Raw genomic sequence first — 23,100 nt, 5'->3', positions numbered from 1 at the left:
CGGGCGTACGGGCAAAGCTTGGGGGTGGTCCGGTGGCGAACCGCTGTCGCGGACGGGATCGGCGCGCTACGGTCTGTGGTCTGGAGGTGACCGATGGCTGAGCAGCAGACCTGCCCCGGCTGCGGCGGGGCGCGCGGAACGGAGAAGACGGAGCACTCGGTGGAGACCGACCAGCGCGGGGGACAGCGACCGGTGCAGCGCAGGTACTGGTCGCCGTGCTCGGTGTGCGGCGGCTCGGGGGTGGTGCAGCGATGAGGCTGCTCTTCGTCTGCCAGGACTGCGGCTGCCACTACCTGGTGCCGCTCGGCCTGGACTACCCCGACGGCGGCCGGGCCAGCTCCGTCTGGTGCTCGGCCTGCCAGCGCGCCGCCGCCGCCCGGGGTGCCGTCGAACCCGCCGAACTCGCCGCCGTCGCCGTCCTGTTGGCCGTCCGCGCGCTCAAGGCCGCGCTCGCCGCCCGCCCCGCCCCGGCCGCCGACGGGCGGCCCGCCAGGCCGGACCGCCGCCCCACCAGACCCGCCGTCAGCTCCCGCGGCCGCACCCGCCCGGCCGCCACCCGGACCAGGCTGGCCTGAGGTCTTCCCTGAGGCCCCGTCACCTCCTCGACGGCGGCTCACTTTGCCTGTGAGGCAAAGTTCCTGGCGCGGTGTCAGCCGTCGCGCGCACCGTCCGTCCGGCCCTTGCCCCGGCCGGTGTTCCTGCCGCTGACGCCGCCGTCGCCGTCGCCGTCGTTGCTGCCGCTGCCGCTGCCGCTGCCGCGCACCGTGCGCGGGCCCAGCGGCTCCGCGCCCAGTGCGGCGACCCGCCCGCGCAGCTCGCGGTCGGCCGTCACCACCAGCAGGCGGCGACCCGGCGCGGCGGCGGACTCGGCGGCGACCAGCTCCACGATCCGGTCGTCCCCGCTGCCCGGGGCCGACACCACCCGCACCTCCGGCACCCCGCCGACGCCGCGCGCCGCGCCCTCCACCACCAGGACCACCGCCAGCGGGCCCGGCACGCCCGGCACCCCGGCCGCCGCCACCGGCACCAGCGCGTCGCGCAGCCGCTCGGCCGCGCCCCGCCGGTCCCGCCACCACCCGTCCGGCACGGAGCCGACCACGTTCGCGCCGTCCACCACCAGCAGCGGCGGCGGCACGGGCGGGTGCGGGACGCGGGGTGTTCCGGCGGGCTGCTCCATGGACACCAAGCCTGCCACGACCGGACGGGACAGGGTCCGGACGGGACGGGTGGCGGGGCGCTGGTACGGACCAATCCCTACCGGGCGGTATTGTCTCGGAGGCAAAACCCGCACCCGCAGTCGTTCCCGATCGGATCCTTCATGCACCACGGCACCACGGCCCACCTCGACGGTTTCCAGTACGGGTGGGTGAACCCGGTCGTGGCCTACCTGATCGCCTGCGTCGGAGCCGCGATCGGACTGCGCTGCACCGCACGGGCCATGACGCTGCGCCCGAACCGGCGCTTCGGCTGGCTGGCGCTGGCGGCCGGGGCGTTCGGGTGCGGCATCTGGTCCATGCACTTCATCGCGATGCTCGGCTTCATGGTCGACTCCTCCACCCTGGTCTACGACATCCCGCTCACCGTGCTCAGCCTGCTGGTGGCGGTCGTCGTGGTCGGCCTGGGCATCGGCTTCGTCGGCTACCGCGGCAAGGGCACCGGCACCCTGCTGGCCGGCGGCGTCCTGACCGGCGGCGGCGTCGCCGGCATGCACTACCTCGGCATGGCCGCGATGCAGGTCGAGGGCGAGGTCTCCTACGCCGTCCCGCTGGTGGCCGCCTCGGTGGCCATCGCCGTCGCCGCGGCCACCGCGGCGCTGTGGATGACGCTGAACGTCAAGGGCCTGCCCTCGGCGCTCGGCGCCGCCCTGATCGCCGGCGTCGCGGTGGTCGCCATGCACTACACCGCGATGGCCGCCGTCACCGTCACCCTCGACGGCCGCCCGCTCGGCGACGGCACCCCCGCCTCGCAGTTCATCCTCCCGCTGGCCGTCGGCATCATGGTCGTCCTCGCCGTCGCGGGCATCGCGATCGCGCTCTCCCCGCAGGACCCGGAGGACGGCCGGACCCCGGCCGCCGAGCCGATCCGGGTCGACCTGTTCGGACAGGAACGCCGCTGACGGCCGCACCCCACACGGCGCGGGGCCCCGGACGCGGACGGCGACACGCCCGCACCGGGGCCCCGCGCCGTACAGCGGAGCCCCCGACGGGCGGTCAGCCGCCGCGCCGGGCGTGCCGGTCGTGCCTGTGATGCCGGGCGTGCCAGGCGTGCCGGTCGTGCCGGTCGGCCGAGGTGCGGCAGGCGGTGACGCGGCCTTCGAGGACCTGGCGGACCCGGCGGACCCGGCGGATCTGACGGCCCCGACCGCCCCGACCGCTCGGCGCCGCTACCGGACGCCCGCCGCCGGGCGGGCGGCGGAGGCGGTGGTCGCGGCCACGGCCAGGGGGTCGAGGGCGGGGCGGCCGAGGAGGTCGGTCAGGGTGGGGTCGGTGCCGTCCAGGAAGCCGTGCCGGACGCCGGTGGCGATCGAGACGAGCATGGGGGGCTGGAAGGGCAGCAGCCCCGGCGTCTCCTCCAGCAGCCTGCGCCGGTACTCGCCCAGGCCGATGGTGCGGTGCGGCACCCCGAGTCGGTCGGCGACCCGGCCCGCCGTGACCGGCGTGCCGACCAGGTCGTGGACGCGCCCGCGGTGCGCCGCCGGGTCCGCCGCGACCAGTGCCGCGACCTCGGCGAGGTCCGCCCGCGCGACCGCGGCCAGCGCGCCGTCCCCGAACGCGGACTCCACGCCGTCCCCGGACCAGCGCAGCAGGCCGCCGAAGAGTTCGGCGTACAGGCCGTTGCGCAGGATCGTCCAGGCCGGCCCGCTCTCCCGGACGAGGCGTTCGGTGGCGCGGTGCGCGAGCGCGAAACCGAGGTGGTCGCCGGCCGTGGTCAGGCTGGTGTAGACGACGTGGCGGACGCCGTCGCGGACGGCCGCGCCCAGGGCCGCCGCGTGCCGGGCGACCACCCGGTCGTCCTCGGCGTAGCCGGCGGAGACCAGCACCAGGGTCGACACCCCGCTGAGGTCCAGGCCCGCGGGGTCGTCGAAGTCGAGCCGCCGGGCCCCCGGGCCCGGCGAGCGGCTGCCCCCCGTCGCGGCGACGCTGCGGGCGCGCAGCGCCGCCAGGGTGGCCGCGCCGAGGTTCCCGTTCGCTCCCGTCACCAGGATCATGTCCGTCCCAGCCTCCCGTCGTGGTTCTCTTCGGTAACTACGCTTGATCCTCGGCCGCACCGCCGACCCGCCACAAGGAGGCAGTTCCGTGTCACTCACGCACACCGGGGTAACCACCCCCGCCGACCTCGACCCCTGCGGACGCCACGACCACCCCGACTGCGGCATCCGCGACGTGCTGGACCGGATCGGCGACAAGTGGTCGGTGCTGGTGGTCGTCGAACTGGCGGGCGGACCGCGGCGGTTCCGGGAACTGCAGCGCGCCGTCGAGGGCATCTCCCAGCGGATGCTCACCCTCACCGTGCGCCGGCTCGAACGCGACGGCCTCGTGCGGCGCACCGTCTACCCGACCGTCCCGGCCCAGGTCGACTACCGCCTGACCGACACCGGGGCCGGGCTGACCCACCTGGTCAAGGCGCTCGCCGACTGGTCGCTCGACCACCGCACCGCCATCGCCGCGGCCCGCCACGCGTACGACCTGGCCCACCCGGACCACGACATCCGCTGAGGCGGCCGGCGCCGGGGGACGGCCGGATCCGACAGAACGGTGTCATTGCGGACACCGCGCCGGGCGGTCGAGGATGGGGGCATGCCCAGCAACAACCGCCGCGTCGTGATCGCGGTCTTCCCCGACGTCGACCTGCTCGACGTCACCGGCCCGGCCGAGGTGTTCGCGCTGGCCGACCGGGAGAGCGGCGGCCGGGCCGGCTACCGGGTGGAACTGGCCGGTCCGGAGCACGGGCTGGTGCGCACCTCGGCCGGCGTCCGGCTCGCCGTCGACCTGACGTTCGACCAGGTCGACGGCCGGCTGGACACCCTGCTGGTGCCCGGCGCGGTCCGGCCCGGCCCCGACGGGCCCCGGGCCCGGATCGACCCCGAGGTGGTCGCCTGGGTGCGCCGGACCGCCCCGACCGCCCGGCGGGTCGCCTCGGTCTGCGTCGGCGCGCACCTGCTCGCCGCCGCCGGGCTGCTGGACGGGCGGCGCGCCACCACGCACTGGTCGACGGCGGCCCAACTCGCCGCCGACCACCCGGAGGTGACGGTCGACCCCGACCCGATCTTCGTCCGCTCCGGAGCGATCTGGACCGGCGCCGGGATCAGCGCCTGCATGGACCTCGCGCTGGCCCTCGTCGCCGAGGACCACGGCGAGGAACTCGCCATGGCGGTGGCCCGGCAGCTGGTGATGTACCTCAAGCGGCAGGGCGGACAGAGCCAGTTCTCCGTCCCGCTCAGCAGCCCGCCCACCTCCCGCCGGGACATCGACGAACTGCGCCTGCACATCACCGACCACCCGGACGGCGACCTCTCGGCCCGGGCGCTGGCCGCCCGGATGTGCCTGAGCGAACGCCACTTCGCCCGGGTCTTCCGGCAGGAGACCGGGACGACACCGGCGGCGTACGTCGAGGCCGCGCGCCTGGAGGCCGCCCGGCGGCTGCTGGAGGGCACCGACCAGCCGCTCGAACAGGTCGCCGCCGCGAGCGGCCTCGGCTCCGTCGAGACCCTGCACCGCACGGTCCGCCGCCGCCTGGGCACCACACCGGCCGCCTACCGCAGGCGCTTCCGGGTGGAACCCGGCGCGACCCGGGGCGTGGACGGGGCCTGAGCCCCTCTTTTCCCGATTTACCCGACCGAAGAATCCGACCACGGGCCCGACCACGGGCCCGACAGAACAGGGTGAGTGACATGGGCATGGAAAATGCGTCCGCGACGCTGCGCACGGTGATCGGACTGGACGACGCGCTGCCGCGCCTCGCCGATTCGGTGCTGGTCCTGATCGACTACCAGAACACCTACCGGGAGGGCGTGATGGCGCTGGAGGGCGCCGAACCCGCCCTCGCCGCCGGGGCGCGCCTGCTGGCGGCGGCCCGGGAAGCCGGCGCGCCGGTGGTGCACGTGGTCAACGACGGCGGGCCGGGCACGCCGTACGACATCCGGGCCGAGATCGGGGCGATCAGCGCGCCGGTCGCCCCGGCGGAGGGCGAGCGGGTGGTGGTCAAGACCTTCCCGGACTCCTTCCACGGGACCGAACTGGCCGAGGTGCTCCAGGAGTTGGACGGGGACGGGCCGCGCCGCGACCTGGTGCTGGCCGGCTTCATGACGCACATGTGCGTGGCCTTCACCGCGCAGGGCGCCTTCCGCGGCGGGTGGCGGCCGACGGTGGTCGCCGAGGCGTGCGCGACCCGGTCCCTGCCGGGGCCGGACGGGCGGGTGGTACCGGCGGCCCACCTGCACGCCGCCGCGCTGGCCACCGTCGGAGACCTGTACGGGACGGTGGCCGCGACGGTCGCCGAACTCGTGGGGTGACGTCCGGGACGGCCGTGGGCCTCGCGGGGAGGGGTCGACGGCGGTCGCTGGCTGCGCTCGGTGCGGCCCGGGGCGGTCGCCGGTCTCACGGCGTGAGGGCCAACCGGATGGCGCCGTAGCGGCGTTGGGCGTAGGCCGCCGCGGTGGTGGCCGCGCCCAGGGTCAGCCAGCCCAGGGGGCCGGTGGCCAGGACCGCGCCGGTGAGCAGGAGCGGGCCCGCGGCCTTCTCGGTGGAGTGGGCCATGCCCGCCACCCCCAGGTACTCGGGGCGGGCCCGCTCCGGGGCCAGGGCCACCGACAGCTCCCAGGAGACCACCGAGCGGATCAGTTCGGCCAGCGTCACCAGCACCGCCGCGAGCAGCAGCAGGGCCGAGGCGGGCAGCGGCCCCGTCCGGTGGGCCAGGGCGGCGGCGGCGCAGCAGCCCAGGACGGCGAACCCGTACAGCGGGACCACCCGGACCGCCTGGCGGGCCGTGCTGACCAGGGCGGAGACCCGCAGTTGGGCCAGCACCACGACCACGGTGTTGATCGCCAGGAAGGCCGGGACCAGTGCGTGCGGGGCGCGGGTGGAGTGGATCAGCCAGAGCGGCAGGCCCACGTTGAGGATCGCGTCGTCGATGGTGAGCATCGCGTCCAGGGCGACGAACCGCAGGTACCCGGCGTCCCGCCAGGGGTTGGGCCGGGGAGCCGGGGCGGCGGCCCCGCCCGCCGCCACCGCCGGACCGTCCGTGGCGATGCCGGTTGCGGCGGTCGCGGCGGTCGCGGCGGCCCGGCCCGGCTCCCGGAGGGTGGCCACCAGGGCGGCGGCGACCAGGAAGGAGGCCACGTCGGCGACCACCAGCGCCCGGTACGCGGCCGGGGTGCCCACCGCCAGGCCGAGCGCGGCCAGACCGGCGCCCGCCGCGTACCCGGCGTTCATCGAGGTGCGCGACAGCGCCCGGTAGGCCGAGCGGCGCTCGCCCGCGACCTCGGTGGCGTACAGCATCTCCATCGCGCGGGCCGCCCGGTCGCCGAGCGTGGCCAGCGCCACCACCAGCAGCAGCGGGGTGAACGCGGTGCAGAACAGCACCGCCGTCAGCGCCGCCACCCGCAGCAGGTGGCAGCCGATCAGCACCCGTCGCACCCCCCACGCGGCGGCCAGCCGTCCGGCCAGCGGCGTCCCCGCAATGCCCGCCACCGAGGAGACGCCCAGCAGCAGCCCGACCTGCGCGGCCGTCAGCCGCCCGACCTCGGTGAAGTACAGCACGCAGGCCGCCGCCCAGACGCCGGTGCCGGTGCGGTCGACGAACAGCGTCAGCAGCATCGCCCGCCCGTCCCGTCCGCCCGGTGGCCGTCGCAACTGCTCCAGCAGCCCGTCGCCGCGCGTCCGCTCGCCCATGGTGCTCCCCGTCCGGTGTGAGGGTGGTCCGTCCGTACGGAGAGCACTCTGCCCGAGAAGTCTCTCGACATCAAGATGCTTGATGTCGAGAGGTAGCGTCGGTGCGGGGCCGGGGCCGGGACGGCCGACGGGTACGCTCGGCCCATGGTTGATCACGCGCGTGCGCAACACCCCGCCGACGTCGGCCCGGTGACGCCGGAGGACCTCGCCGAGGGCGTCCGGCTGGTCGTCGCCCTGCTGAGCGGGCCGGACGCGGCGGCGGCCGACTGGGACCGGCCCGCCGGAACGCTGGAGTGGAGCTGCTGGGAGACCGCGGAGCACCTGGCGGACGACCTGTTCGCCTACGCCGCCCAGCTCGGGCCGCAGTCGCCCCCCGCGGACGGGTACGTGCCGTTCGCCTACCGGCAGGAGGCGCCGGGCAAGCCCACCAGCGTGGTCTTCGCCCAGCGGGCGGCCGGGCCGCGGGGACTGGTCCAGGTGCTGGAGGCGTGCGGGGCGCTGCTGGTGGCGATGGTCCGCACGGCCCGCCCCCAGGACCGCGCCTTCCACGGCTTCGGGACGGCGGACGCGGAGGGCAGCGCCGCCATGGGGCTGGTCGAACTCTTCGTCCACGCCGAGGACTTGGCGCTCGGCCTGGGCCTGGACTGGACGGCGCCCGCCGGGATCAGCGCCCGGGTGCTGGCCCGGCTCTTCCCGGCGGCCCCGACCGGCACCGACCCCTGGCCGACCCTGCTGTGGGCCACCGGCCGGGGCGACCTGCCGGGCCGCCAACGGCCCACCGGCTGGCGCTGGTACAGCGCCCCGCGCGGCTGACCGCCCCGCGCCCACGCCGCGCCCACGCCGCGCCCGCGCCCATGTCGCCGGGCCTGGTCCGCACCCGCCGGGCCCCGCGTCCGGCTCCGGCCGGGTCAGAGCAGCGGCTGGATGTCCCCGGTGGTGACGGTGGGGCCGGTGCCGCGGGTGGTCAGGTCGTTCGGCGGGATGCCCGGGTGGTGGCGGGAGTCGCCGGGGGCGGCGGGGGTGGGGTCGGCGAGCGAGATGCGGGAGACGATGCGGTAGCGGTCGCCGCGGTAGAGCGAGTGGGTGTACTCGACGGGGCGGCCGGTGGCGTCGCTGGTGAGCCGCTCGAAGCGCAGGGCGGGGGAGAGGGCGGGGATGGTCAGCAGGCGGGCCTCGCGGTCGTTGACCACGGTGGGCTCGATGGCCTGGACGGCCTCGTGGACGTGGGCGCCGCGGGCGGCCAGGAGCTGGTAGAGGTCGCCGTGCTCCAGCTCGGCGGGGGCCAGGTCGGGCAGCAGGTCGGCCGGGATGTGCAGGTGCTCGATGGCCATCGGCTCGCCGTCGACCAGCCGGAGCAGCACGAGGTGCAGGATCGGCGCGGCGGGGGACAGCCGCAGTTTGCGGCCGATCGCCGCGCCGGCCGGCAGCGGGGTGAACTCCAGTACCTGACTGGTCCAACTGCCGGACGCCCTGGGCACGTTGAAGGACGGGTCGCCGCCGACGGACGGGGTCAGCTCCTGGACGATCTTGGCGGGGGCGACGAACGTGCCGCGCCCGTGCTCCCGCACCAGCAGGCCCGCGGCCACCAGCTCGTCCACCCCGGCGCGCAGCGTCGGACGGGAGACGCCGAGCTGGGCGCAGAGCACCCGCTCGGAGGGGACCGGGTCGCCCGGGGTCAGTGACTCGACCAGTTCGCGCAGGTACTCCCGGACCTGATCGCGTTTCAATCCCGCCCCGCCGGACGAATCCGTCGCCATCGTGCCATCCCTTCGCTCCGAACTGGTCAGACCATACCAGACCAGTTCGCGGACCTTACCAGTGCTCGCCCCGCCGCCGGAACCCCCGAACTGGAAGGTTCCTTTGCAGGTGGGAGGCCGGTCGGAGTGGATGCGGGGGCCTTGACGGGCTGCACCGGCTGTGCCACCTTCTCTTACCACCGACCGGACCAGTTCACTCTACTGGTAAAAGTCGGTCTCCTTGGAACAACCCCCACATGCACCCCCAGTCACCTTGAGGCGGCACCCACCGTGAGATCCACCGCACTTCCGACCACCCTGCGCTCCGCGATCGCCCTGCTGCTCGGTGCGGCCACCCTGACCGCCTGTTCCTCCGGCTCCGGTTCGGGCTCCCAGGAATCGGCCGGACCGGCCGAACTGACGGTCTGGATCATGAAGGACAGCGTCACCGACACCTTCCTGAAGGACTTCAAGGCCGACTTCGAGTCCTCGCACTCCGGCACCACCCTGAAGGTGCAGATCCAGGAGTGGGACGGCATCGGCCAGAAAGTTACCAGTGCGCTGGCCAGCAACGACGCCCCGGACGTGATCGAGGTCGGCAACACCCAGGTCGCCCAGTACGCGGCCAGCGGCGGCGTGCACGACCTCAGCGACAAGACCGCCGAGCTCAAGGGCTCCGACTGGATCCCCGGCCTCGCCGACCCGGGCAAGATCGACGGCAAGCAGTACGGCATCCCCTGGTACGCCGCCAACCGCGTGGTCATCTATAACAAGGACCTGTTCCAGCAGGCCGGCATCACCACCCCGCCCAAGACCCGCGAGGAGTGGATCGCCGACACCCAGAAGCTCAACGCCGGCGGCAACGAGGGCATCTACCTGACCGGCCAGACCTGGTACGTGCTGGCCGGCTTCCTCTGGGACGAGGGCGGCGACCTCGCCGCCAAGGGCTCCGACGGCAAGTGGAAGGGCGCCCTGGACACCCCGCAGGCCAAGGCCGCGATCGGCTTCTACCAGCAGCTCCAGGCGCTCGGCAAGGGCCCCAAGGACGCCGACGAGGCCAAGCCGCCGCAGGCCGAGGTGTTCGCCCAGGGCCACACCGCGCAGTTGATCTCCACCCCCGGCGGCGCCAACGCGATCATCAAGGCCAACCCCGCGCTCAAGGACAAGCTCGGCTTCTTCCCGATCCCCGGCAAGAGCGCCGACAAGCCCGGCGCGGTGTTCACCGGCGGCTCCGACCTGATCGTCCCGGAATCCTCCCACCACCAGCAGGCCGCCTACGAGGTGGTCAAGGCGCTGGCCGGCGACAAGTGGCAGACCGAGATCGCCAAGCAGATGAACTACGTCCCCAACCGGACCACCCTGGCCTCCGTGCTCAGCGGGAACGAGGGCGCCGCCGCGATGGCCGCCGGCGCGGTCAGCGGCCACGCCACCCCCAACTCGCCGGAGTGGGCCGCCGTCGAGGCCGACAACCCGATCAAGCAGTACATGACCCAGGTCCTCACCGGCGCCGACCCGGCCGCCGCGGGCAAGACCGCCAGCGAGGCCATCACCAAGGCGCTCAGCGGCAATTGACCCGGCCGGGCCCCCACGCCCCCGCCGGCCCCCCGGGTCCGCACCACCGTCGAACAGGAGTACACCCCGCCGTGCCCACCAACGCGTCACCGCCGCTCCGCACCAGGATCCGGCCCTACCTGCTCATCGCCCCGACCCTGGTGGGCGCGGCGTACCTACTGCTCTACCCGATCGCCCGGAACCTGGTGATCTCCTTCCAGCACTTCCGGCTCGCCCAACTGATCCGCGGCGGAGCCCCGTTCGTCGGGTTCGACAACTACACCGAGCTGCTCTCCGACTCCAAGTTCTGGACCGTCACCCTCCGCACCCTCGGCTGGACCGCGCTCAACACCGTGCTGATCACCGGCCTCGGCACGCTCGTCGCGCTGATGCTGGTCCGGCTCGGCCGGCGGATGCGGCTGGCCGTGATGAGCGCCCTGGTGCTGGTCTGGGCCACCCCGGTGATCGCCGCCACCACCGTGTTCCAGTGGCTCTTCCAATCCCGTTTCGGAGTGGTCAACTGGGCGCTTGACCAGTTGGGACTGCACGGCTACCGCGACTACGCCTGGTTCGCCCACTCCGGCGCCACCTTCACCGTCCTGGTGCTGCTGGTGGTCTGGCAGTCCGTCCCGTTCGCCGCGCTCACCCTGTACGGCGGACTCACCACCATCCCCGCCGAGCTCTACGAATCCGCCCGGATCGACGGCGCGAGCGCCTGGCAGACCTTCCGCCTGGTCACCGTCCCCGTGCTGCGACCGCTGTTCGCCCTGGTCACCTCGCTCGAGGTGATCTGGACCTTCAAGTGCTTCGCCCAGATATGGGTGGTCAGCCAGGGCGGCCCCAACGGCGCCACCACCACCCTGCCCGTCTACGCCTTCCAGATCGCCCAGAACCTGCACAAGTACGACCTCGGCTCCGCGGCCTCCACGCTCACCGTGCTGATCCTGCTCGCCGCGCTCGTCACCACCCTCCGGCGGATGCACCGCCAGGAAGGAGCCGAGGCGTGAAGCTCCTCGCCCCCCGCCGACTGCGCCGGCTGCCGCTCAACCTCGCCGCGCTCGCCGTCCTCGCCACCGCCGCCTTCCCGGTCTACTGGATGGTGGTCACCGCCTTCAAGCCCACCGCCGAGATCCAGGCCGCCACCCCCGCCTTCCTCCCGCTGCACCCCACCCTCGACCACTTCTCCACCGCGATCCACGCCCCCGGCTTCGGCGGCTACTGGCGCAACAGCCTGTACGTCACCCTCGGCGCCGTCCTGCTCTCCCTGATCGTCGCCCTGCTCGCCGCGTACGCCGTCGGCCGGCTGCGCTGGCGCGGACGCCGGGCGTTCCTGCTGCTGGTGTTCACCGCGCAGATGGCGCCCTGGGAGGCGCTGCTGATCCCGATGTACGTGATCGCCCGCGACACCGACATGCTCGACAGCCTCAGCATGCTCACCCTGGTCTACTTCATGACCACCCTGCCCTTCACCATCGTCACCCTGCGCGGCTTCCTCGCCGCCGTCCCCGCCGAACTGGAGGAGGCCGCCCAGGTCGACGGCTGCACCCGGCCGCAGGCCTTCCGGCGGATCACCCTCCCGCTGCTCGCCCCCGGCCTCCTGTCCACCTCGCTGTTCGGGTTCATCACCGCCTGGAACGAGTTCGCCTTCGCCAACACCCTGATCATCAAGAACCAGGACGCCCGCACCCTCCCGGTCTGGCTCTCCTCCTTCGCCAACGTCTTCGGCACCGACTGGGGCGCCACCATGGCCGCCGCGAGCCTGTTCATGCTCCCCGTCCTGATCGTCTTCCTGTTCCTCCAGAACAAGGTCACCACCGGCATGACCGCCGGCGCGGTCAAGGGCTGACCCCCACCGCCCGCCGGGCTCCGGCCCCCGCCCGCACCGCCCGCAGAGCCCGCCAGCCTCCCTACCCCCGGAAGAAGACCACCCCGTGATCCTGCCGACCCCGGTCGAACTCGTTCCCGCTGCCGGACGGTTCACCCTGACCGAACGGACCACCGTGCGCGCCGCCGGCGAAGCCGCCGCCGTCGCCGACCTGCTGCGCACCCTGCTGCGCCCCGCGACCGGCCTGCCGCTGGCCCCCGGGGCGGACGGCACCGTCGCGCTCGTCCTCGCCCCCGACGACCGGGAACTGGGGGAGGAGGGCTACCGGCTGACGGTGGACCCGTTCCAGGTGACACTGCTCGCGGCCCGGCCCGCCGGCCTGCGGCACGCGGTGCAGACGCTGCGCCAACTGCTGCCGCCCGAGGTGCTCTCGGCGCAGCCGGTGGCCGGCGTCGAGTGGAGCCTGCCCGCCGTCCGGATCACCGACCGGCCCCGGCACCCCTGGCGCGGGTTCATGATCGACACCGCCCGGCACTTCCAGCCCCTCGACCGCCTGCTCACCGCCGTCGACCGGATCGCCCTGCACAAGCTCAACGTCCTGCACCTGCACCTGACCGACGACCAGGGCTGGCGGCTGCCCGTCGACGCCTACCCCCGGCTCACCGAGATCGGCGCCCGCCGCGAGCGCAGCATGGTCGGCCACGCCGGCTCCACCAGCTACGACGCGCTCCCGCACCAGGGCGCGTACACCAAGGCCGAACTGCGGCACCTGGTGGCGTACGCCGCCGAACGCGGCGTCACCGTCGTCCCCGAGATCGACATGCCCGGCCACACCCGGGCCGCCCTCGCCGCCTACCCGCACCTGGGCAACCACCCCGAGCGGCAGCTCGACGTGTGGACCGAGTGGGGCGTGTGCGAGACCGTGCTCGGCGTGCACGACGAGGCGCTCGCCTTCTGCCGCGCCGTGCTGGACGAGGCCACGGAGCTGTTCCCCTCCCGCTACGTCCACCTCGGCGGGGACGAGTGCCCCACCGTCGAGTGGGAGACCAGCCCCACCGCCCGCCGCCGGGCCGCCGAACTCGGCCTCACCACCCCCGCCCACCTGCGCGGCTGGTTCCTCGGCGAGGTCGGCCGGCACCTGCTGGCCGCCGGCCGGGTCCCGATCTGCTGGGCCGAGACGGACGGCGCCACCCTGCCGGTCGAGTTCACCGTGATGCCCTGGCGGGACGCCGAGCACGGCCGGGACGCCGCCCGGCGCGGCCACGACATCGTGATGGCCCCGCACCGCGCCACCTACCTCGACTACCCGCAGTCCGACCGCCCCGACGAACCGCTCGGCCAGGCCGAGTACGTCGTCGACCTGGCCACCGCGCACGCCCACCAGGCCGCCCCCGCGCACTGGGACGAGGCCGAACGGGCCCGGGTGCTCGGCACCCAGGCCCAGCTGTGGAGCGAGTTCGTCACCACCGCCGAGCACTTCGACTACCTCGCCTACCCCCGGCTGTGCGCCATCGCCGACCGGGCCTGGAACCCCGACAGCGACTACGTCCGGGACTTCCTGCCCGCCCTCGCCGCGCACCGCCCCCGGCTGGCCGCCCTCGGCGTCCACCACGCCGAACGCGAACTGCTCACCACCTGAGCGCGCCGCCACCGGCCCCGCGGCCCGCGCGCGCACCGGACGCGCGACCCGGACCCGCGCCCGGACGCGCGCCCCCACAGACCCGGCCGCCGACCCACCGTCAGCAGCCGCCCGCAGCACGCGGACCACCTCCGCGGCCGCACCCCGCACGTGCACCGCCGGAACGTCCACCGCCCCGCCGCACCGCGGGGCGCCCTCCCCCCACGGAAGGAACCACCGTGTCCGCACGTCCCCGCACGACCAGCCGGCGCGCCCGGCTCGCCACGGCCGCCGCGATCGCCGCGGCCGGCCTGGCCGCCACCGCGCTGACCGTCGCCCCGGCGTCCGCCGCCGACAAGTTCAGCGTCCAGTACCGCACCAGCGCCTCCGGCGCGACCGCCGACCAGACCGAGCCCTGGCTCCAGGTCACCAACACCGGCAGCAGCACCGTCGCGCTCAACCGGATCACCCTGCGCTACTACTTCAAGTCCGACGGCCCGTCGGTCAGCTACCGCTTCGCCTGCTCCTGGGCGGTCAAGGGCTGCGGCAACATCACCGGCACCTTTGGCACCCTGGCCAACCCCACCGCCACCGCCGACCGCTACCTGGAGATCGGCTTCACCGCCGGCGCCGGCTCGCTCGCCCCCGGCCAGTCCACCGGCGACATGCAGCTGCGCTTCTACCGCTCCGACTGGCAGACCCTCACCCAGTCCGACGACTACTCGTTCAGCGGCACCCAGACCAGCTACGTCGACTGGCAGAAGGTCACCCTCCAGGAGGACGGCGCGCTGATCTGGGGCACCGCCCCCGCGGGCAACAACCCCTCCCCGTCGCCGAGCTCCTCCCCCTCGCCGTCGCCGTCCGGCTCCACCTCCACCCCGCCGGTCGACCCGAACGCGCCCGTCCTGTTCGACGACTTCTCCTACAACACGAGCGCGGACGCGGCCGTCCAGCAGCACGGCTGGACCGTCAAGTCCGGCCAGGGCGGCCCCGGCGTCTCCGGCGCCACCTGGTCCCCGGCCGACGTCACCTTCCCCACCGTCGGCGGCAGCAAGGTGCTCAACCTGCGCCTGACCACCGACGGCACGGCCTCCGGCACCAAGGAGACCGAGATCCAGACCACCGCGCGCAAGTTCAAGAACGGCACCTACGCGGCCCGGGTCAAGTTCGCCGACGCCCCCAACAGCGGCCCCGACGGCGACCACATCAACCAGACCTTCTTCGCCTTCACCCCGCTCAACGCCCCGATGGACCCCAACTACAGCGAGGAGGACTTCGAGTACCTGCCCAACGGCGGCTGGGGCGAGCAGAGCAACATCATGTACGAGACCAGCTGGGAGACCTACAACCCGGACCCGTGGAACGCCGTCAACACCCACGGCGAGCAGCGGCAGTCCTACGACGGCTGGCACCTGCTGCAGTTCACCATCGACAACACCAACATCACCTACTACATCGACGGCCAGGTCGTCGCCACCCACGGCGAGCCCTACCTGCCCGAGACCCCGCAGTTCATCGACTTCAACCACTGGCTGATCGACCTCGCGGGCCAGTACTCCACCACCCCGCGCTCGTACGACCAGCAGGTCGACTACGTGTACTTCGTCAAGGACCAGGTGCTCAGCCCCGCCCAGGTCGCCACGAACGTCGCCGCGCTCCGCACGGCCGGCACCGCGTTCAAGGACACCGTCCCCGGCAGCTGACCCCGCCCGCACCAGGCGCCCCGCCCCCGCCACGCCGTTCGGCAGGGGGCGGGGCGCCCGCGCGCGCCGGAACGCCCGGAACGCCCGGGGTGCTGCTCGGGGTGCCCGCCGTCGGGGCGGTCGGGGCCGTCGCGGCCACGGCCGGGTCACGGCCGGGGAGTCAGCACCCCGGCGGCGCGCAGCCGGAGCTCCTCCAGCAGGTGGGCCTGCCGGTCGGCCCGCTCGACGAGTTCGTCGAGCCGGGACCGGTCGACGCGGGAGTCGGCGCCGAACCGGTCGGCCAGGACGGCCCAGAGCTGGCGCTTGCCCAGGACGCCCAGCCGGAGGGCCTCCAACTCGACCAGGTCGGTCAGCGGGGAGCGGCGCAGCACGGCGCCGTTCGGTTTGACCAGGCCCGCCAGTTCGCCGACGCGTCCCAGCCAGGCGTACGGGCGGCGTTCGCGGACGCCGAGTTCCCGCATCACCCGGCGCAGCGACGCCGCGTCGCAGGCGATGTCCGCGGCCAACTGCCGCAGCGCCTCCCCCTGGTCCGGGCCGGGGTGGGCGTCGGCGATCCGGCGGGCCCGCCGGGTGCCGGCCTCGGCGCCGGCCAGGTGGTTGTTCAGGTAGATGCTGAGCATGCGGTGGCTGCTCGGTACCTCGGCCATGGGTGTCGTCCGTCCCTCGCGTCCTGTCGTGCCGAACGGTTGCCCAAGGAGCCCGCGCGGAATCCTCCGGAAGGGGACGGAAGGGACGGAAAGGATGCAAGGGGCGGAATCAACCGGGAGGGACGGGAGCGGGCGGGGCGCGCGGCCGGTTTTCGGCCGTCCTGCCCGCCCGTCCCCGCCGGGGCGCCGTCCGCGCGGACCGCTCTGCGAGGATGGGACGGTCGGTGACGGAGCGGACACGGTGAGGGGCGGCCCATGGCGCGGATCGTGGTGGTCGGGGGCGGGATCGCCGGAACGGCGGCCGCACTGGCCCTGCACAAGGCCGGCCACCAGCCGGTCGTCCACGAGGCGCACCCCGACAGCGACGGGGACATCGGCGCGTTCATGACCCTGGCCAGCAACGGCATGCGCGCCCTGGCCGGGTTCGACGCCGCCCGGGCGGTGGCCGGCGCCGGGTTCGACGTCACCCGGATGAGCGTCCTGGACGCGGCCGGAACGGAACTGGCGTCCGTACCGCTCGGCGAGCACGACCGGCCGCTCACCCGCTACCGCTGCCTGCGCCGGTCCGAACTCGCCGCCGTCCTGCGGGCCGAGGCCCGCCGGCGCGGGATCGTGCTGCGGCACGCCGCCCGGCTCACCGGCGTCACCGAGACCGACCGGGCCGTCACCGCCCGGTTCGCCGACGGCAGCACGGCCACCGGAGACCTCCTGGTCGGCGCCGACGGCCTGCACTCCACGGTGCGGGCCTGGCTCGACCCGGACGGCCCCGGCCCCGCGTACGCCGGACAGCGCGTCTTCTACGGCTACAGCTACGCCGCGCCGCGCCCCGCCGCCGCACCCGGCCTGATCACCATGGTCCGCGGCAGCGCCGCCGCCTTCGGCCACCTCGTCCCGCCCACCGGCCGCACCCACTGGTTCGCCCGCGTCCCCGGCCCGCCGCTCGGCCCGCGGGAGCGCGACCGCACCACGCCCGCCCAGTGGCGCGCCCGGCTGGAGGAACTGCTGCGCCCCGACCGCACCCCCTGCGCGGACATCGTGGCGGCCACGGGCGACGACCTCATGGTCACCGACGCCCTCCACCTGCCGCCCGGAGGCCGCTGGCGCAGCCGCCGCGCGGTGCTGATCGGCGACGCCGCGCACGCCGCCTCCCCGGCCACCGGACAGGGCGCCTCGATGGCCCTGGAAGACGCCCTCGTCCTGGCCAAGGCCCTCCGGGACACCCCCACCACCGAGGCCGCGCTCGCCCGCTACGCGAACACCACCGCCGCCCCCGCGCCGAACAGAACACGGCCGCCAGCGCCCGCCTGACCGCCGCCCGCCCCTCCGGGGACACCCGCCCGCCCGGCGACACCCGACGCCCGACGGACAGCCGCCCCGACGAGGCGCTGCTGCGCCTGCTCGACTGGGACACCCCGCTCTGAGCCCGGACGGTTCCGGACACGCGCGGCCGGCGGCGAGGACCGGGCGGACCGACGCACCCGGGTCTACTCCGCCCCCGGCTCGGCTCCCGGCTCCGACTCCGGGACGCCGAGGGCCCGCCGCAGGCGTTCCCGGTGGGCGGGGAAGGCCGGGTCCCGGCGGTAGCGGCAGCGGCGGTCCGGTCCGGCCGGGCCGGGCGGGGGCAGGTCCAGGCAGAAGCGGCCGTCGGCGAGGACCAGGACCCGGTCGGCGAGCAGCAGGGCCTCGTCCACGTCCTGGGCGACCAGCAGGACGGCCGGGCGGTGCCGGGCGCACAGGTCGCGCAGCAGGGCGTGCATCCGGATCCGGGTGAGGGCGTCCAGGGCGCCGAACGGCTCGTCCGGCAGCAGGAGTTCCGGTTCCCGCACCGGGGCCCGGGCGAGTGCCGCGCACTGCGCCTCGCCGCCGGAGAGGGTGCCGGGCCAGGCCCGCTCCCGCCCGGCCGGGCCGACCTCGGCGAGTGCGGCCCGGCCGCGGGCGAGCGCGGCGGACCGGGGCCCGGGCAGACCGAGCACCACGTTCTCCGGCACCCGGCTCCAGGGCAGCAGCCGGGCGGCCCGGAGGACCACCGCGCTGGGCTCGGGGACCTCGACCAGGCCCTCGCCCCCGCCGTCGAGGCGGCCGGCGGCCCGCAGCGGGGTGGACCTGCCGGAGCCGGAGCGGCCCAGCAGAGCGGTGAACTCGCCCTTGCGACGTCCAGGCCGACGCCGTCCAGGGCGGTGCGGCCGTCGAAGGCGCGGCGCAGGCCGCGCAGCCGCACCCCGCCCTCGGCCGGAGTCGGAGTCGTGGCCGGAGCCGGGCCCGGGGTCGTGGCCGGAGCCGGGCCCGGGGTCGTGGCCGGGGTCGTGGCCGAGGTCGTGGCCGGGTCGGTCAGCCGAGTGTCGTGCGCCCTCGCGGGGCCCGCCTTCCTCGCCGCGCGCTGCCGCGCGGCCCTCCAGCTGGACGCGCCCGCCCGGCTGGTCCCCGACACCGTGCCCGCGCGCTGGCCTCCGGCGGCGTCACCGACGGCACCGGCACCGTCCTGACCGCCGGAGGGGTGGAGGGGCGGCCGTCGTGCGGTGCGGGGCGTCAGTCGACCGCGCCGTTGACGGTCGCCTTCGCGATCGCGATGTCCGGGACGTGGTACGCCTGGAGGATCCTCTGGTAGGAGCCGTCGTCCATCAGGGACTGCAGCGCGCCCTGGATCGCCTCCTTCAGGCCGGGCACGGACTTCGCCACTCCGATGCCGATCGGCGAGGCGCTGACCGGGCCGACGGCCGCGGTGCCGGCCACGGTGTCGAAGACGGCGCCGCCGTCCGCGGTGTCGGCCACGTACGCGGCGGTCACCTCGTCCAGGAAGTCGGCGCTCACCTTCCCCGACCGCAGGGCGAGTTGGGCCTCCGAGTCCTTGCCGAAGGCCAGCACGGCGATGGCGGGCAGGCCCTGCTGCCGGCACAGCTCCTGGCGCTGCTCCAGGAGCTTCTGGTGGTTGGTGCCGGACTGCACGGAGACGCTCTTGCCGCAGACGTCGGTGACGGCCGCGATGTGCTCGGGGTTGCCCTTCTTCACCAGCCAGCCGGGCCCGGCGTTGACGTAGTCGACGAAGTCGACGGCCTGCTGGCGCTCCTTCTTGTCGGTCATCGCCGACATCACCGCGTCGAACTTGCCGGCCTGGACCGCCGGTAGCAGGCCGTCGAACTTCTGCGCGGTGAACTCGAAGCGGACGCCGAGCCGGGCGCCGACGGCCTGCCCGAGGTCGTAGTCGATGCCGGTCATCTCCTGGCTGCCCTCGGAGACGTACATCTCGAACGGCGGGTAGGGGACGTCGGTGGCGACCCGGACCTTCCCGGCCTTCCGGACCGTCTCGGGCAGCGCCCCGGCCAGCTTCGCGTCGGCGCTGATCGTGACGCCCTTGACCGTGACGGCGGCCGCCGTCGTCGTGGGGGCCGGTGCCGGACCGGAGCTCGAACAGGCGGTCAGCGCCAGCGCGCAGACGGTCGCCGCGGCGGCGGCCGGGAGCACCCGGCGGGTCGGGGAGAGGGGCATGGCGGACGTTCCTCCGGGGTCGGGCGGCGGGAAGGCGGACGGGCGGTGGGAAGACGGGAAGACGGGCGGGCGGCGCCTGGGTGCGCCGCCCGCCCGGTGCGGCGGGGGCCGGCCGTGGGGGCCGGCGGCGGGGCCGGCGGCGGGGGTCAGTAGACGTACAGGTGGGTGGTCAGGTTGACGAAGGAGATCGCGCTGCCGCTCTTCCACGCCTTGTAGCCGGTGCCCTTGGTGAGGTCGGCCTCGAAGGTCGGGCCGCTCTCGTAGCTGATCCCGTACTGGGTGGTGCTGCGACCGGCGCCGACCAGCTCCTTGGCCATCTTGACCAGCTGGTAGGCGTGGTCGGTGGGGGAGTCGGGCGAGGAGAAGACGTCGCTCCAGCGGCTGCCGACCGTCCCGCTGGTGGGGGCGTAGGCGGGCTTGGCGGAGGTGGCGGTCCAGGTGGCGGGGTTGTAGGTGTCGCCGCTGGTCAGGTAGCTCCACTTGACGCCGTCGACCGACCAGTAGCCGCTGTGGGTGCCGACGGTGTCGCCGCGCAGGTCGAGGACCGAGACGCCGTTGGTGCCGACCACGGCGTCGGACTCGCTCGCGGTGCCGGGGTTGGTGACGACCAGGGCGGTGTCCTCGTCGATCCCGAAGGCGCGGGTGTGGCCGGTGGCGGCGGCGAGGCGGACGATGCGGCCCTCGCGGCCGCGGGCGGCGAAGTGGGTGTCGATCAGCCCGGAGGTGAAGAAGTTGAAGCCGCCCTCGGGCCGGTAGGTCAGGTCGTCGGGGTAGCTGTCGCTGATCGTGGTGTACGGCCCGTAGCGCAGGGCGTCCCAGCTCTCGCCGCCGGTGACCATGTCGCGGCCGTTGGCGATGGCGGTGCCGGCGCTGGTGCCCATGATCGCCGCACCGGCGGCGAACTTGGCGCGGATCGCGGCCAGCGCGGGGGAGTCGCTGTTGTCGCTCTTCATCAGGGTGGTGACCAGGCGGCTCTGGTCGCCGCCGCCGAAGAAGAAGCCGGTCATCGAGTTGATCTGGTTGACGACGCTCTGGCTGGCGTTGTTGGAGATGTGGTCCAGGTCGATCGGGATCCACTGGGCGTCGGCCGCGCCGTAGCTGTTCTTCAGCAGGCCGGTGTAGTAGGCGCCGTTGCAGACGGAGTTGGAGCAGGTGGCCGGGTCGTCGGCGTCCGGGTCGTCGGCCGGGACGACGGAGGCGGCGGTGATCACGCCGATCCGCGCCGCGGAGCCGCCGGACTTGGCGACGAAGGTGCCGTAGACGGCGCTGTTGGTGTCGGCGATGGCGCCGCCGCCCAGGATCAGGGCGCCGGGGCCGGTGGCGGCGTGCGCCGCGCCGACCGGCGCGAGGGCGCCGAGCGCCGCGGTGAGGACGGCGGCGACGGCGAGGGCGGAGGTGCGGCGAGCGGTGGAGGGCACTGGCTGCTCCGTGGGGGAGGGCCCGGGCGCGGTGGGGCTCCGGGCAGGGGGGCCCGGGCGTCGGATGCGCACGGGAGGATGCTCGGCCGACGGGGGTGGGGGCCCGGCGAGCGATGAAACGGAACATACAGAAGCTCGGTCGAGACGGATAGATGTAATAGCCGGTTCGCCGGAGGTTTTACACGGACGTGCCATTGTGGTCTGGTCCACCGCCCGCAAGGCCGCCGTTACCCATTCGTATCCGCCATTACATCTAGCGCTACAACTGGACGATCTGTAACGTCTGCGGAGCCTGCTTCGGCACCCCTGAAAGGTCCCCCATGCCTCGCTCCGCCCTGCGCAGAACCGCCCTCCCCGCCGTCCTGCTCACCGCCGCCCTCGCCGCCACCGCGTGCGGCAGCTCCACCTCACCGGCCGCCGCCGGTGCCTCCGCCACGGCCCCCGTGACCGTCGCGGGCGTCAGCATCACCCCGGACCAGGCCCTGCACGACGCGCTCCCCGACGCGATCAGGAAGTCCGGCAAGGTCCGGGTCGCCACCGACGTCCCCTACCCCCCGTTCGAGATGTACGTCTCCGAGGGCAGCCAGGAGATGACCGGACTCGACTACGACCTCGGACAGGCCGTCGGCGCCAAGCTCGGCGTCCGCTTCGAGTTCCAGGCACAGAAGTTCGACGGCATCGTCCCCGCCCTCCAGGCCGGCAAGTACGACGCCGCGATCAGCGCCATCACCGACAACAAGGAGCGCGAGCAGGTCGTCGACTTCGTCGACTACTCGGTCTCCGGCAGCGGCATCCTGGTCGCCAAGGGCAACCCGCAGCAGATCGCCACCCTCGACGACCTGTGCGGCCACCCCGTCGCCGTGCAGACCGCCACCAACCAGCAGAAGCTGCTGGAGAAGCACCAGGACAAGTGCCGCGAGCTCGGCAGGGGCGCCGTCGACGTGCAGACCTTCCCCAAGGACTCCGACGCCCAACTCGCCCTGCGCTCCGGCAAGGTGGTCGCCGACGTGCTCACCAAGCCCGCCGCCGGCTGGACCGCCAAGACCGCCGACGGCGGCGCCGCCTTCGAACTCGCCGACGACCCGGCCGCGCTCGGCGGCTACAACGCCTCCCCGAACGGCATCGCCGTCGCCAAGAACCTGCCGCAGCTGACCGACGCCGTGCAGAAGGCCCTCCAGTCCCTGATCGACGACGGCTCGCTCGCCAAGATCTACGACAAGTACGGCGTCGCCTCGATCGCCGTGCGGCAGGCCACCAAGAACAGCGCGGTGGACTGACATGCCCGTCACCGCACGCCCCGCCGAGGCGGCCCCCGCCCGGCCGGACGACCTGGTGGCCGTCCCGGTCCGGCACTGGGGACGGTGGATCGCCGCCGTCGCGGCCCTGGTCGCGCTGGTCGGCCTGGTCGGCTCGCTCGCCAAGAACCCCAACCTGCACTGGGACGTCGTCGGCCACTACCTCTTCGCCGACCTGATCTTCGACGGCCTGGCCACCACCCTGTGGCTGACCGCCGCCGCGATGGCGGTCGGCCTCGGCCTGGGCACCCTGGTCGCCGTCCTGCGGCTGTCCGACAACCCCGTCCTGTACGGGCTGTCCACCGGCTTCGTCTGGCTGTTCCGCGGCACCCCGCTCCTGGTCCAGATCCTCTTCTGGGGCTACGCGGCCGCGCTCTACAAGCACCTGATGATCGGCATCCCGTTCACCACCGTCACCTTCGTGGAGTTCGACACCAACGACCTGCTCCCGGCGTCCGTCGCCGCGCTGCTCGCGCTGGGCCTGAACGAGGCCGCCTACGCCTCCGAGATCATCCGGGCCGGCATCCAGTCCGTCGACCCCGGCCAGACCGAGGCCGCCCACTCGCTGGGCATGAAGCCCGTCCTGACGATGCGCCGGATCGTGCTGCCGCAGGCCATGCGGGTCATCATCCCGCCGATGGGCAACGAGACCATCAACATGCTCAAGACCACCGCGTACGTCTCGGTGATCGCCGCGCACGACCTGATGTCCAACATCCAGGACGTCTACGCCCAGAACTACCAGGTCATCCCGATGCTGGTGGTCGCCGCCCTGTGGTACCTGGCGCTGGTCACCGTGCTCTCCGTGCCGCAGGCCTGGCTGGAGCGCCGCTACGGCCGCGGCACCACCCGCGCCGGGCACGTCCCCCCGCTGCGGCGGATGCTCACCGGCCTCCCCGGCCTGCTCCCCACCACCCGCGAACGGAAGGGCTGA

General features: G+C 74.3%; 21 protein-coding genes and 2 pseudogenes. 15 read left to right on the top strand and 8 right to left on the bottom strand.

Features of this window, described 5'->3' with window-relative positions; translation table 11 throughout:
• The first annotated feature begins 93 nt into the window (after positions 1-93).
• Both K353_RS34395 and K353_RS17885 read left to right on the top strand, forming a co-directional pair.
• The gene (locus tag K353_RS34395) at positions 94-255 is read left to right on the top strand and encodes a hypothetical protein (protein ID WP_158585429.1); all 162 of its coding nucleotides are present in this window, start codon (positions 94-96) and stop codon (positions 253-255) included.
• Positions 252-575, top strand: a complete 324-nt coding sequence (locus tag K353_RS17885) for a hypothetical protein (protein WP_111554610.1) — start codon at positions 252-254, stop codon at positions 573-575. Before K353_RS34395 ends, K353_RS17885 begins: the two co-directional genes overlap by 4 nt.
• 182 nt (positions 576-757) lie before the next feature.
• On the opposite strand, the pseudogene K353_RS17880 reads toward K353_RS17885, so the two are convergent.
• A pseudogene (locus K353_RS17880) lies at positions 758-1,177 on the bottom strand (hypothetical protein); the annotation flags it as partial.
• Between the two features lie 141 nt (positions 1,178-1,318).
• Here K353_RS17880 and K353_RS17875 point away from each other — a divergent pair.
• Positions 1,319-2,116: an MHYT domain-containing protein gene (locus K353_RS17875; RefSeq protein WP_111554609.1), complete on the top strand. Its 798-nt coding sequence runs from the start codon at positions 1,319-1,321 to the stop codon at positions 2,114-2,116.
• 267 nt (positions 2,117-2,383) lie between these two features.
• Here the strand turns inward: K353_RS17875 and K353_RS17870 are convergent, their stop codons facing one another.
• The gene (locus K353_RS17870) at positions 2,384-3,208 is read right to left on the bottom strand and encodes an NmrA family transcriptional regulator (RefSeq protein WP_111554608.1); all 825 of its coding nucleotides are present in this window, start codon (positions 3,206-3,208) and stop codon (positions 2,384-2,386) included.
• Positions 3,209-3,296: 88 nt separating this feature from the next.
• Between K353_RS17870 and K353_RS17865 the strand changes: the two genes are divergently transcribed.
• From K353_RS17865 to K353_RS17855, 3 genes are all read left to right on the top strand, one after another.
• Positions 3,297-3,716, top strand: a complete 420-nt coding sequence (locus K353_RS17865) for a helix-turn-helix domain-containing protein (protein WP_111554607.1) — start codon at positions 3,297-3,299, stop codon at positions 3,714-3,716.
• Between the two features lie 81 nt (positions 3,717-3,797).
• Positions 3,798-4,811: a GlxA family transcriptional regulator gene (locus tag K353_RS17860; protein WP_111554606.1), complete on the top strand. Its 1,014-nt coding sequence runs from the start codon at positions 3,798-3,800 to the stop codon at positions 4,809-4,811.
• Between the two features lie 80 nt (positions 4,812-4,891).
• Positions 4,892-5,512, top strand: coding sequence for an isochorismatase family protein (locus K353_RS17855; protein WP_111554605.1), 621 nt, complete (start codon positions 4,892-4,894; stop codon positions 5,510-5,512).
• Positions 5,513-5,597: 85 nt separating this feature from the next.
• On the opposite strand, the gene K353_RS17850 is transcribed toward K353_RS17855, so the two are convergent.
• Positions 5,598-6,890, bottom strand: a complete 1,293-nt coding sequence (locus K353_RS17850) for an MFS transporter (RefSeq protein WP_199528147.1) — start codon at positions 6,888-6,890, stop codon at positions 5,598-5,600.
• Positions 6,891-7,034: 144 nt separating this feature from the next.
• Between K353_RS17850 and K353_RS17845 the strand changes: the two genes are divergently transcribed.
• Complete coding sequence (locus K353_RS17845) at positions 7,035-7,703, top strand: maleylpyruvate isomerase N-terminal domain-containing protein (RefSeq protein WP_111554603.1); 669 nt, start codon at positions 7,035-7,037, stop codon at positions 7,701-7,703.
• Between the two features lie 95 nt (positions 7,704-7,798).
• On the opposite strand, the gene K353_RS17840 is transcribed toward K353_RS17845, so the two are convergent.
• On the bottom strand, positions 7,799-8,647 hold the full coding sequence (locus tag K353_RS17840; protein ID WP_111554602.1) for a GntR family transcriptional regulator: 849 nt from the start codon (positions 8,645-8,647) through the stop codon (positions 7,799-7,801).
• A 270-nt stretch (positions 8,648-8,917) separates the two neighbouring features.
• Here K353_RS17840 and K353_RS17835 point away from each other — a divergent pair, with 270 nt between their 5' ends.
• The 5 genes from K353_RS17835 to K353_RS17815 all read left to right on the top strand — a co-directional run bounded on the left by K353_RS17835 (position 8,918) and on the right by K353_RS17815 (position 15,323).
• Positions 8,918-10,198, top strand: coding sequence for an extracellular solute-binding protein (locus K353_RS17835; protein ID WP_111554601.1), 1,281 nt, complete (start codon positions 8,918-8,920; stop codon positions 10,196-10,198).
• Between the two features lie 71 nt (positions 10,199-10,269).
• The gene (locus K353_RS17830; RefSeq protein ID WP_233533648.1) at positions 10,270-11,184 is read left to right on the top strand and encodes a carbohydrate ABC transporter permease; all 915 of its coding nucleotides are present in this window, start codon (positions 10,270-10,272) and stop codon (positions 11,182-11,184) included.
• Positions 11,181-12,023, top strand: coding sequence for a carbohydrate ABC transporter permease (locus K353_RS17825; protein WP_111554600.1), 843 nt, complete (start codon positions 11,181-11,183; stop codon positions 12,021-12,023). Before K353_RS17830 ends, K353_RS17825 begins: the two co-directional genes overlap by 4 nt.
• Before the next feature lie 85 nt (positions 12,024-12,108).
• Complete coding sequence (locus K353_RS17820; protein WP_111554599.1) at positions 12,109-13,641, top strand: beta-N-acetylhexosaminidase; 1,533 nt, start codon at positions 12,109-12,111, stop codon at positions 13,639-13,641.
• 218 nt (positions 13,642-13,859) lie between these two features.
• Positions 13,860-15,323 carry a cellulose binding domain-containing protein gene (locus K353_RS17815; protein WP_111554598.1) on the top strand — a complete coding sequence of 488 codons (1,464 nt, stop codon included), beginning with the start codon at positions 13,860-13,862 and terminating at the stop codon, positions 15,321-15,323.
• 146 nt (positions 15,324-15,469) lie between these two features.
• Here K353_RS17815 and K353_RS17810 read toward each other — a convergent pair whose 3' ends face one another.
• Entirely contained in the window at positions 15,470-15,970 is a 501-nt protein-coding gene (locus K353_RS17810) for a hypothetical protein (protein WP_111554597.1), read from the bottom strand.
• Positions 15,971-16,225: 255 nt separating this feature from the next.
• Here K353_RS17810 and K353_RS17805 point away from each other — a divergent pair, with 255 nt between their 5' ends.
• A complete protein-coding gene (locus K353_RS17805; protein ID WP_370447619.1) occupies positions 16,226-17,278 on the top strand; it encodes an FAD-dependent monooxygenase in 1,053 nt (350 codons plus the stop codon).
• 176 nt (positions 17,279-17,454) lie between these two features.
• Here the strand turns inward: K353_RS17805 and K353_RS17800 are convergent.
• The 3 genes and pseudogenes from K353_RS17800 to K353_RS17790 form a co-directional block, all read right to left on the bottom strand.
• Positions 17,455-18,188, bottom strand: a pseudogene (locus K353_RS17800) (ABC transporter ATP-binding protein).
• Between the two features lie 308 nt (positions 18,189-18,496).
• Positions 18,497-19,453, bottom strand: a complete 957-nt coding sequence (locus tag K353_RS17795; protein ID WP_111554596.1) for an ABC transporter substrate-binding protein — start codon at positions 19,451-19,453, stop codon at positions 18,497-18,499.
• A gap of 146 nt (positions 19,454-19,599) precedes the next feature.
• Positions 19,600-20,871 (bottom strand): cyanophycinase, encoded by a 1,272-nt coding sequence (locus K353_RS17790; RefSeq protein ID WP_111554595.1) that lies wholly within the window; start codon positions 20,869-20,871, stop codon positions 19,600-19,602.
• A gap of 320 nt (positions 20,872-21,191) precedes the next feature.
• Here K353_RS17790 and K353_RS17785 point away from each other — a divergent pair, with 320 nt between their 5' ends.
• Together K353_RS17785 and K353_RS17780 are read left to right on the top strand one after the other, a co-directional pair.
• The gene (locus tag K353_RS17785) at positions 21,192-22,148 is read left to right on the top strand and encodes an ABC transporter substrate-binding protein (RefSeq protein WP_111554594.1); all 957 of its coding nucleotides are present in this window, start codon (positions 21,192-21,194) and stop codon (positions 22,146-22,148) included.
• A 1-nt stretch (position 22,149) separates the two neighbouring features.
• Positions 22,150-23,100 carry an amino acid ABC transporter permease gene (locus tag K353_RS17780; protein WP_111554593.1) on the top strand — a complete coding sequence of 317 codons (951 nt, stop codon included), beginning with the start codon at positions 22,150-22,152 and terminating at the stop codon, positions 23,098-23,100.

The organism is Kitasatospora sp. SolWspMP-SS2h (assembly GCF_003259315.1).
Lineage (GTDB): Bacteria > Actinomycetota > Actinomycetes > Streptomycetales > Streptomycetaceae > Kitasatospora > Kitasatospora fiedleri.
Note: the sequence above shows the minus strand (reverse complement) of the source record. Positions and strands in the feature narration are given on the sequence as shown.

Excerpts from the sequence above, each read along its gene's own strand:
- K353_RS17885 (WP_111554610.1), top strand. The coding sequence starts at position 252 with ATGAGGCTGCTCTTCGTCTGCCAGGACTGCGGCTGCCACTACCTGGTG.
- K353_RS17780 (WP_111554593.1), top strand. The coding sequence starts at position 22,150 with ATGCCCGTCACCGCACGCCCCGCCGAGGCGGCCCCCGCCCGGCCGGAC.
- K353_RS34395 (WP_158585429.1), top strand. The coding sequence starts at position 94 with ATGGCTGAGCAGCAGACCTGCCCCGGCTGCGGCGGGGCGCGCGGAACG.
- K353_RS17855 (WP_111554605.1), top strand. The coding sequence starts at position 4,892 with ATGGGCATGGAAAATGCGTCCGCGACGCTGCGCACGGTGATCGGACTG.
- K353_RS17870 (WP_111554608.1), bottom strand. The coding sequence starts at position 3,208 with ATGATCCTGGTGACGGGAGCGAACGGGAACCTCGGCGCGGCCACCCTG.
- K353_RS17785 (WP_111554594.1), top strand. The coding sequence starts at position 21,192 with ATGCCTCGCTCCGCCCTGCGCAGAACCGCCCTCCCCGCCGTCCTGCTC.
- K353_RS17875 (WP_111554609.1), top strand. The coding sequence starts at position 1,319 with ATGCACCACGGCACCACGGCCCACCTCGACGGTTTCCAGTACGGGTGG.
- K353_RS17845 (WP_111554603.1), top strand. The coding sequence starts at position 7,035 with ATGGTTGATCACGCGCGTGCGCAACACCCCGCCGACGTCGGCCCGGTG.
- K353_RS17805 (WP_370447619.1), top strand. The coding sequence starts at position 16,226 with ATGGCGCGGATCGTGGTGGTCGGGGGCGGGATCGCCGGAACGGCGGCC.
- K353_RS17850 (WP_199528147.1), bottom strand. The coding sequence starts at position 6,890 with ATGGGCGAGCGGACGCGCGGCGACGGGCTGCTGGAGCAGTTGCGACGG.
- K353_RS17795 (WP_111554596.1), bottom strand. The coding sequence starts at position 19,453 with ATGCCCCTCTCCCCGACCCGCCGGGTGCTCCCGGCCGCCGCCGCGGCG.
- K353_RS17810 (WP_111554597.1), bottom strand. The coding sequence starts at position 15,970 with ATGGCCGAGGTACCGAGCAGCCACCGCATGCTCAGCATCTACCTGAAC.
- K353_RS17840 (WP_111554602.1), bottom strand. The coding sequence starts at position 8,647 with ATGGCGACGGATTCGTCCGGCGGGGCGGGATTGAAACGCGATCAGGTC.
- K353_RS17860 (WP_111554606.1), top strand. The coding sequence starts at position 3,798 with ATGCCCAGCAACAACCGCCGCGTCGTGATCGCGGTCTTCCCCGACGTC.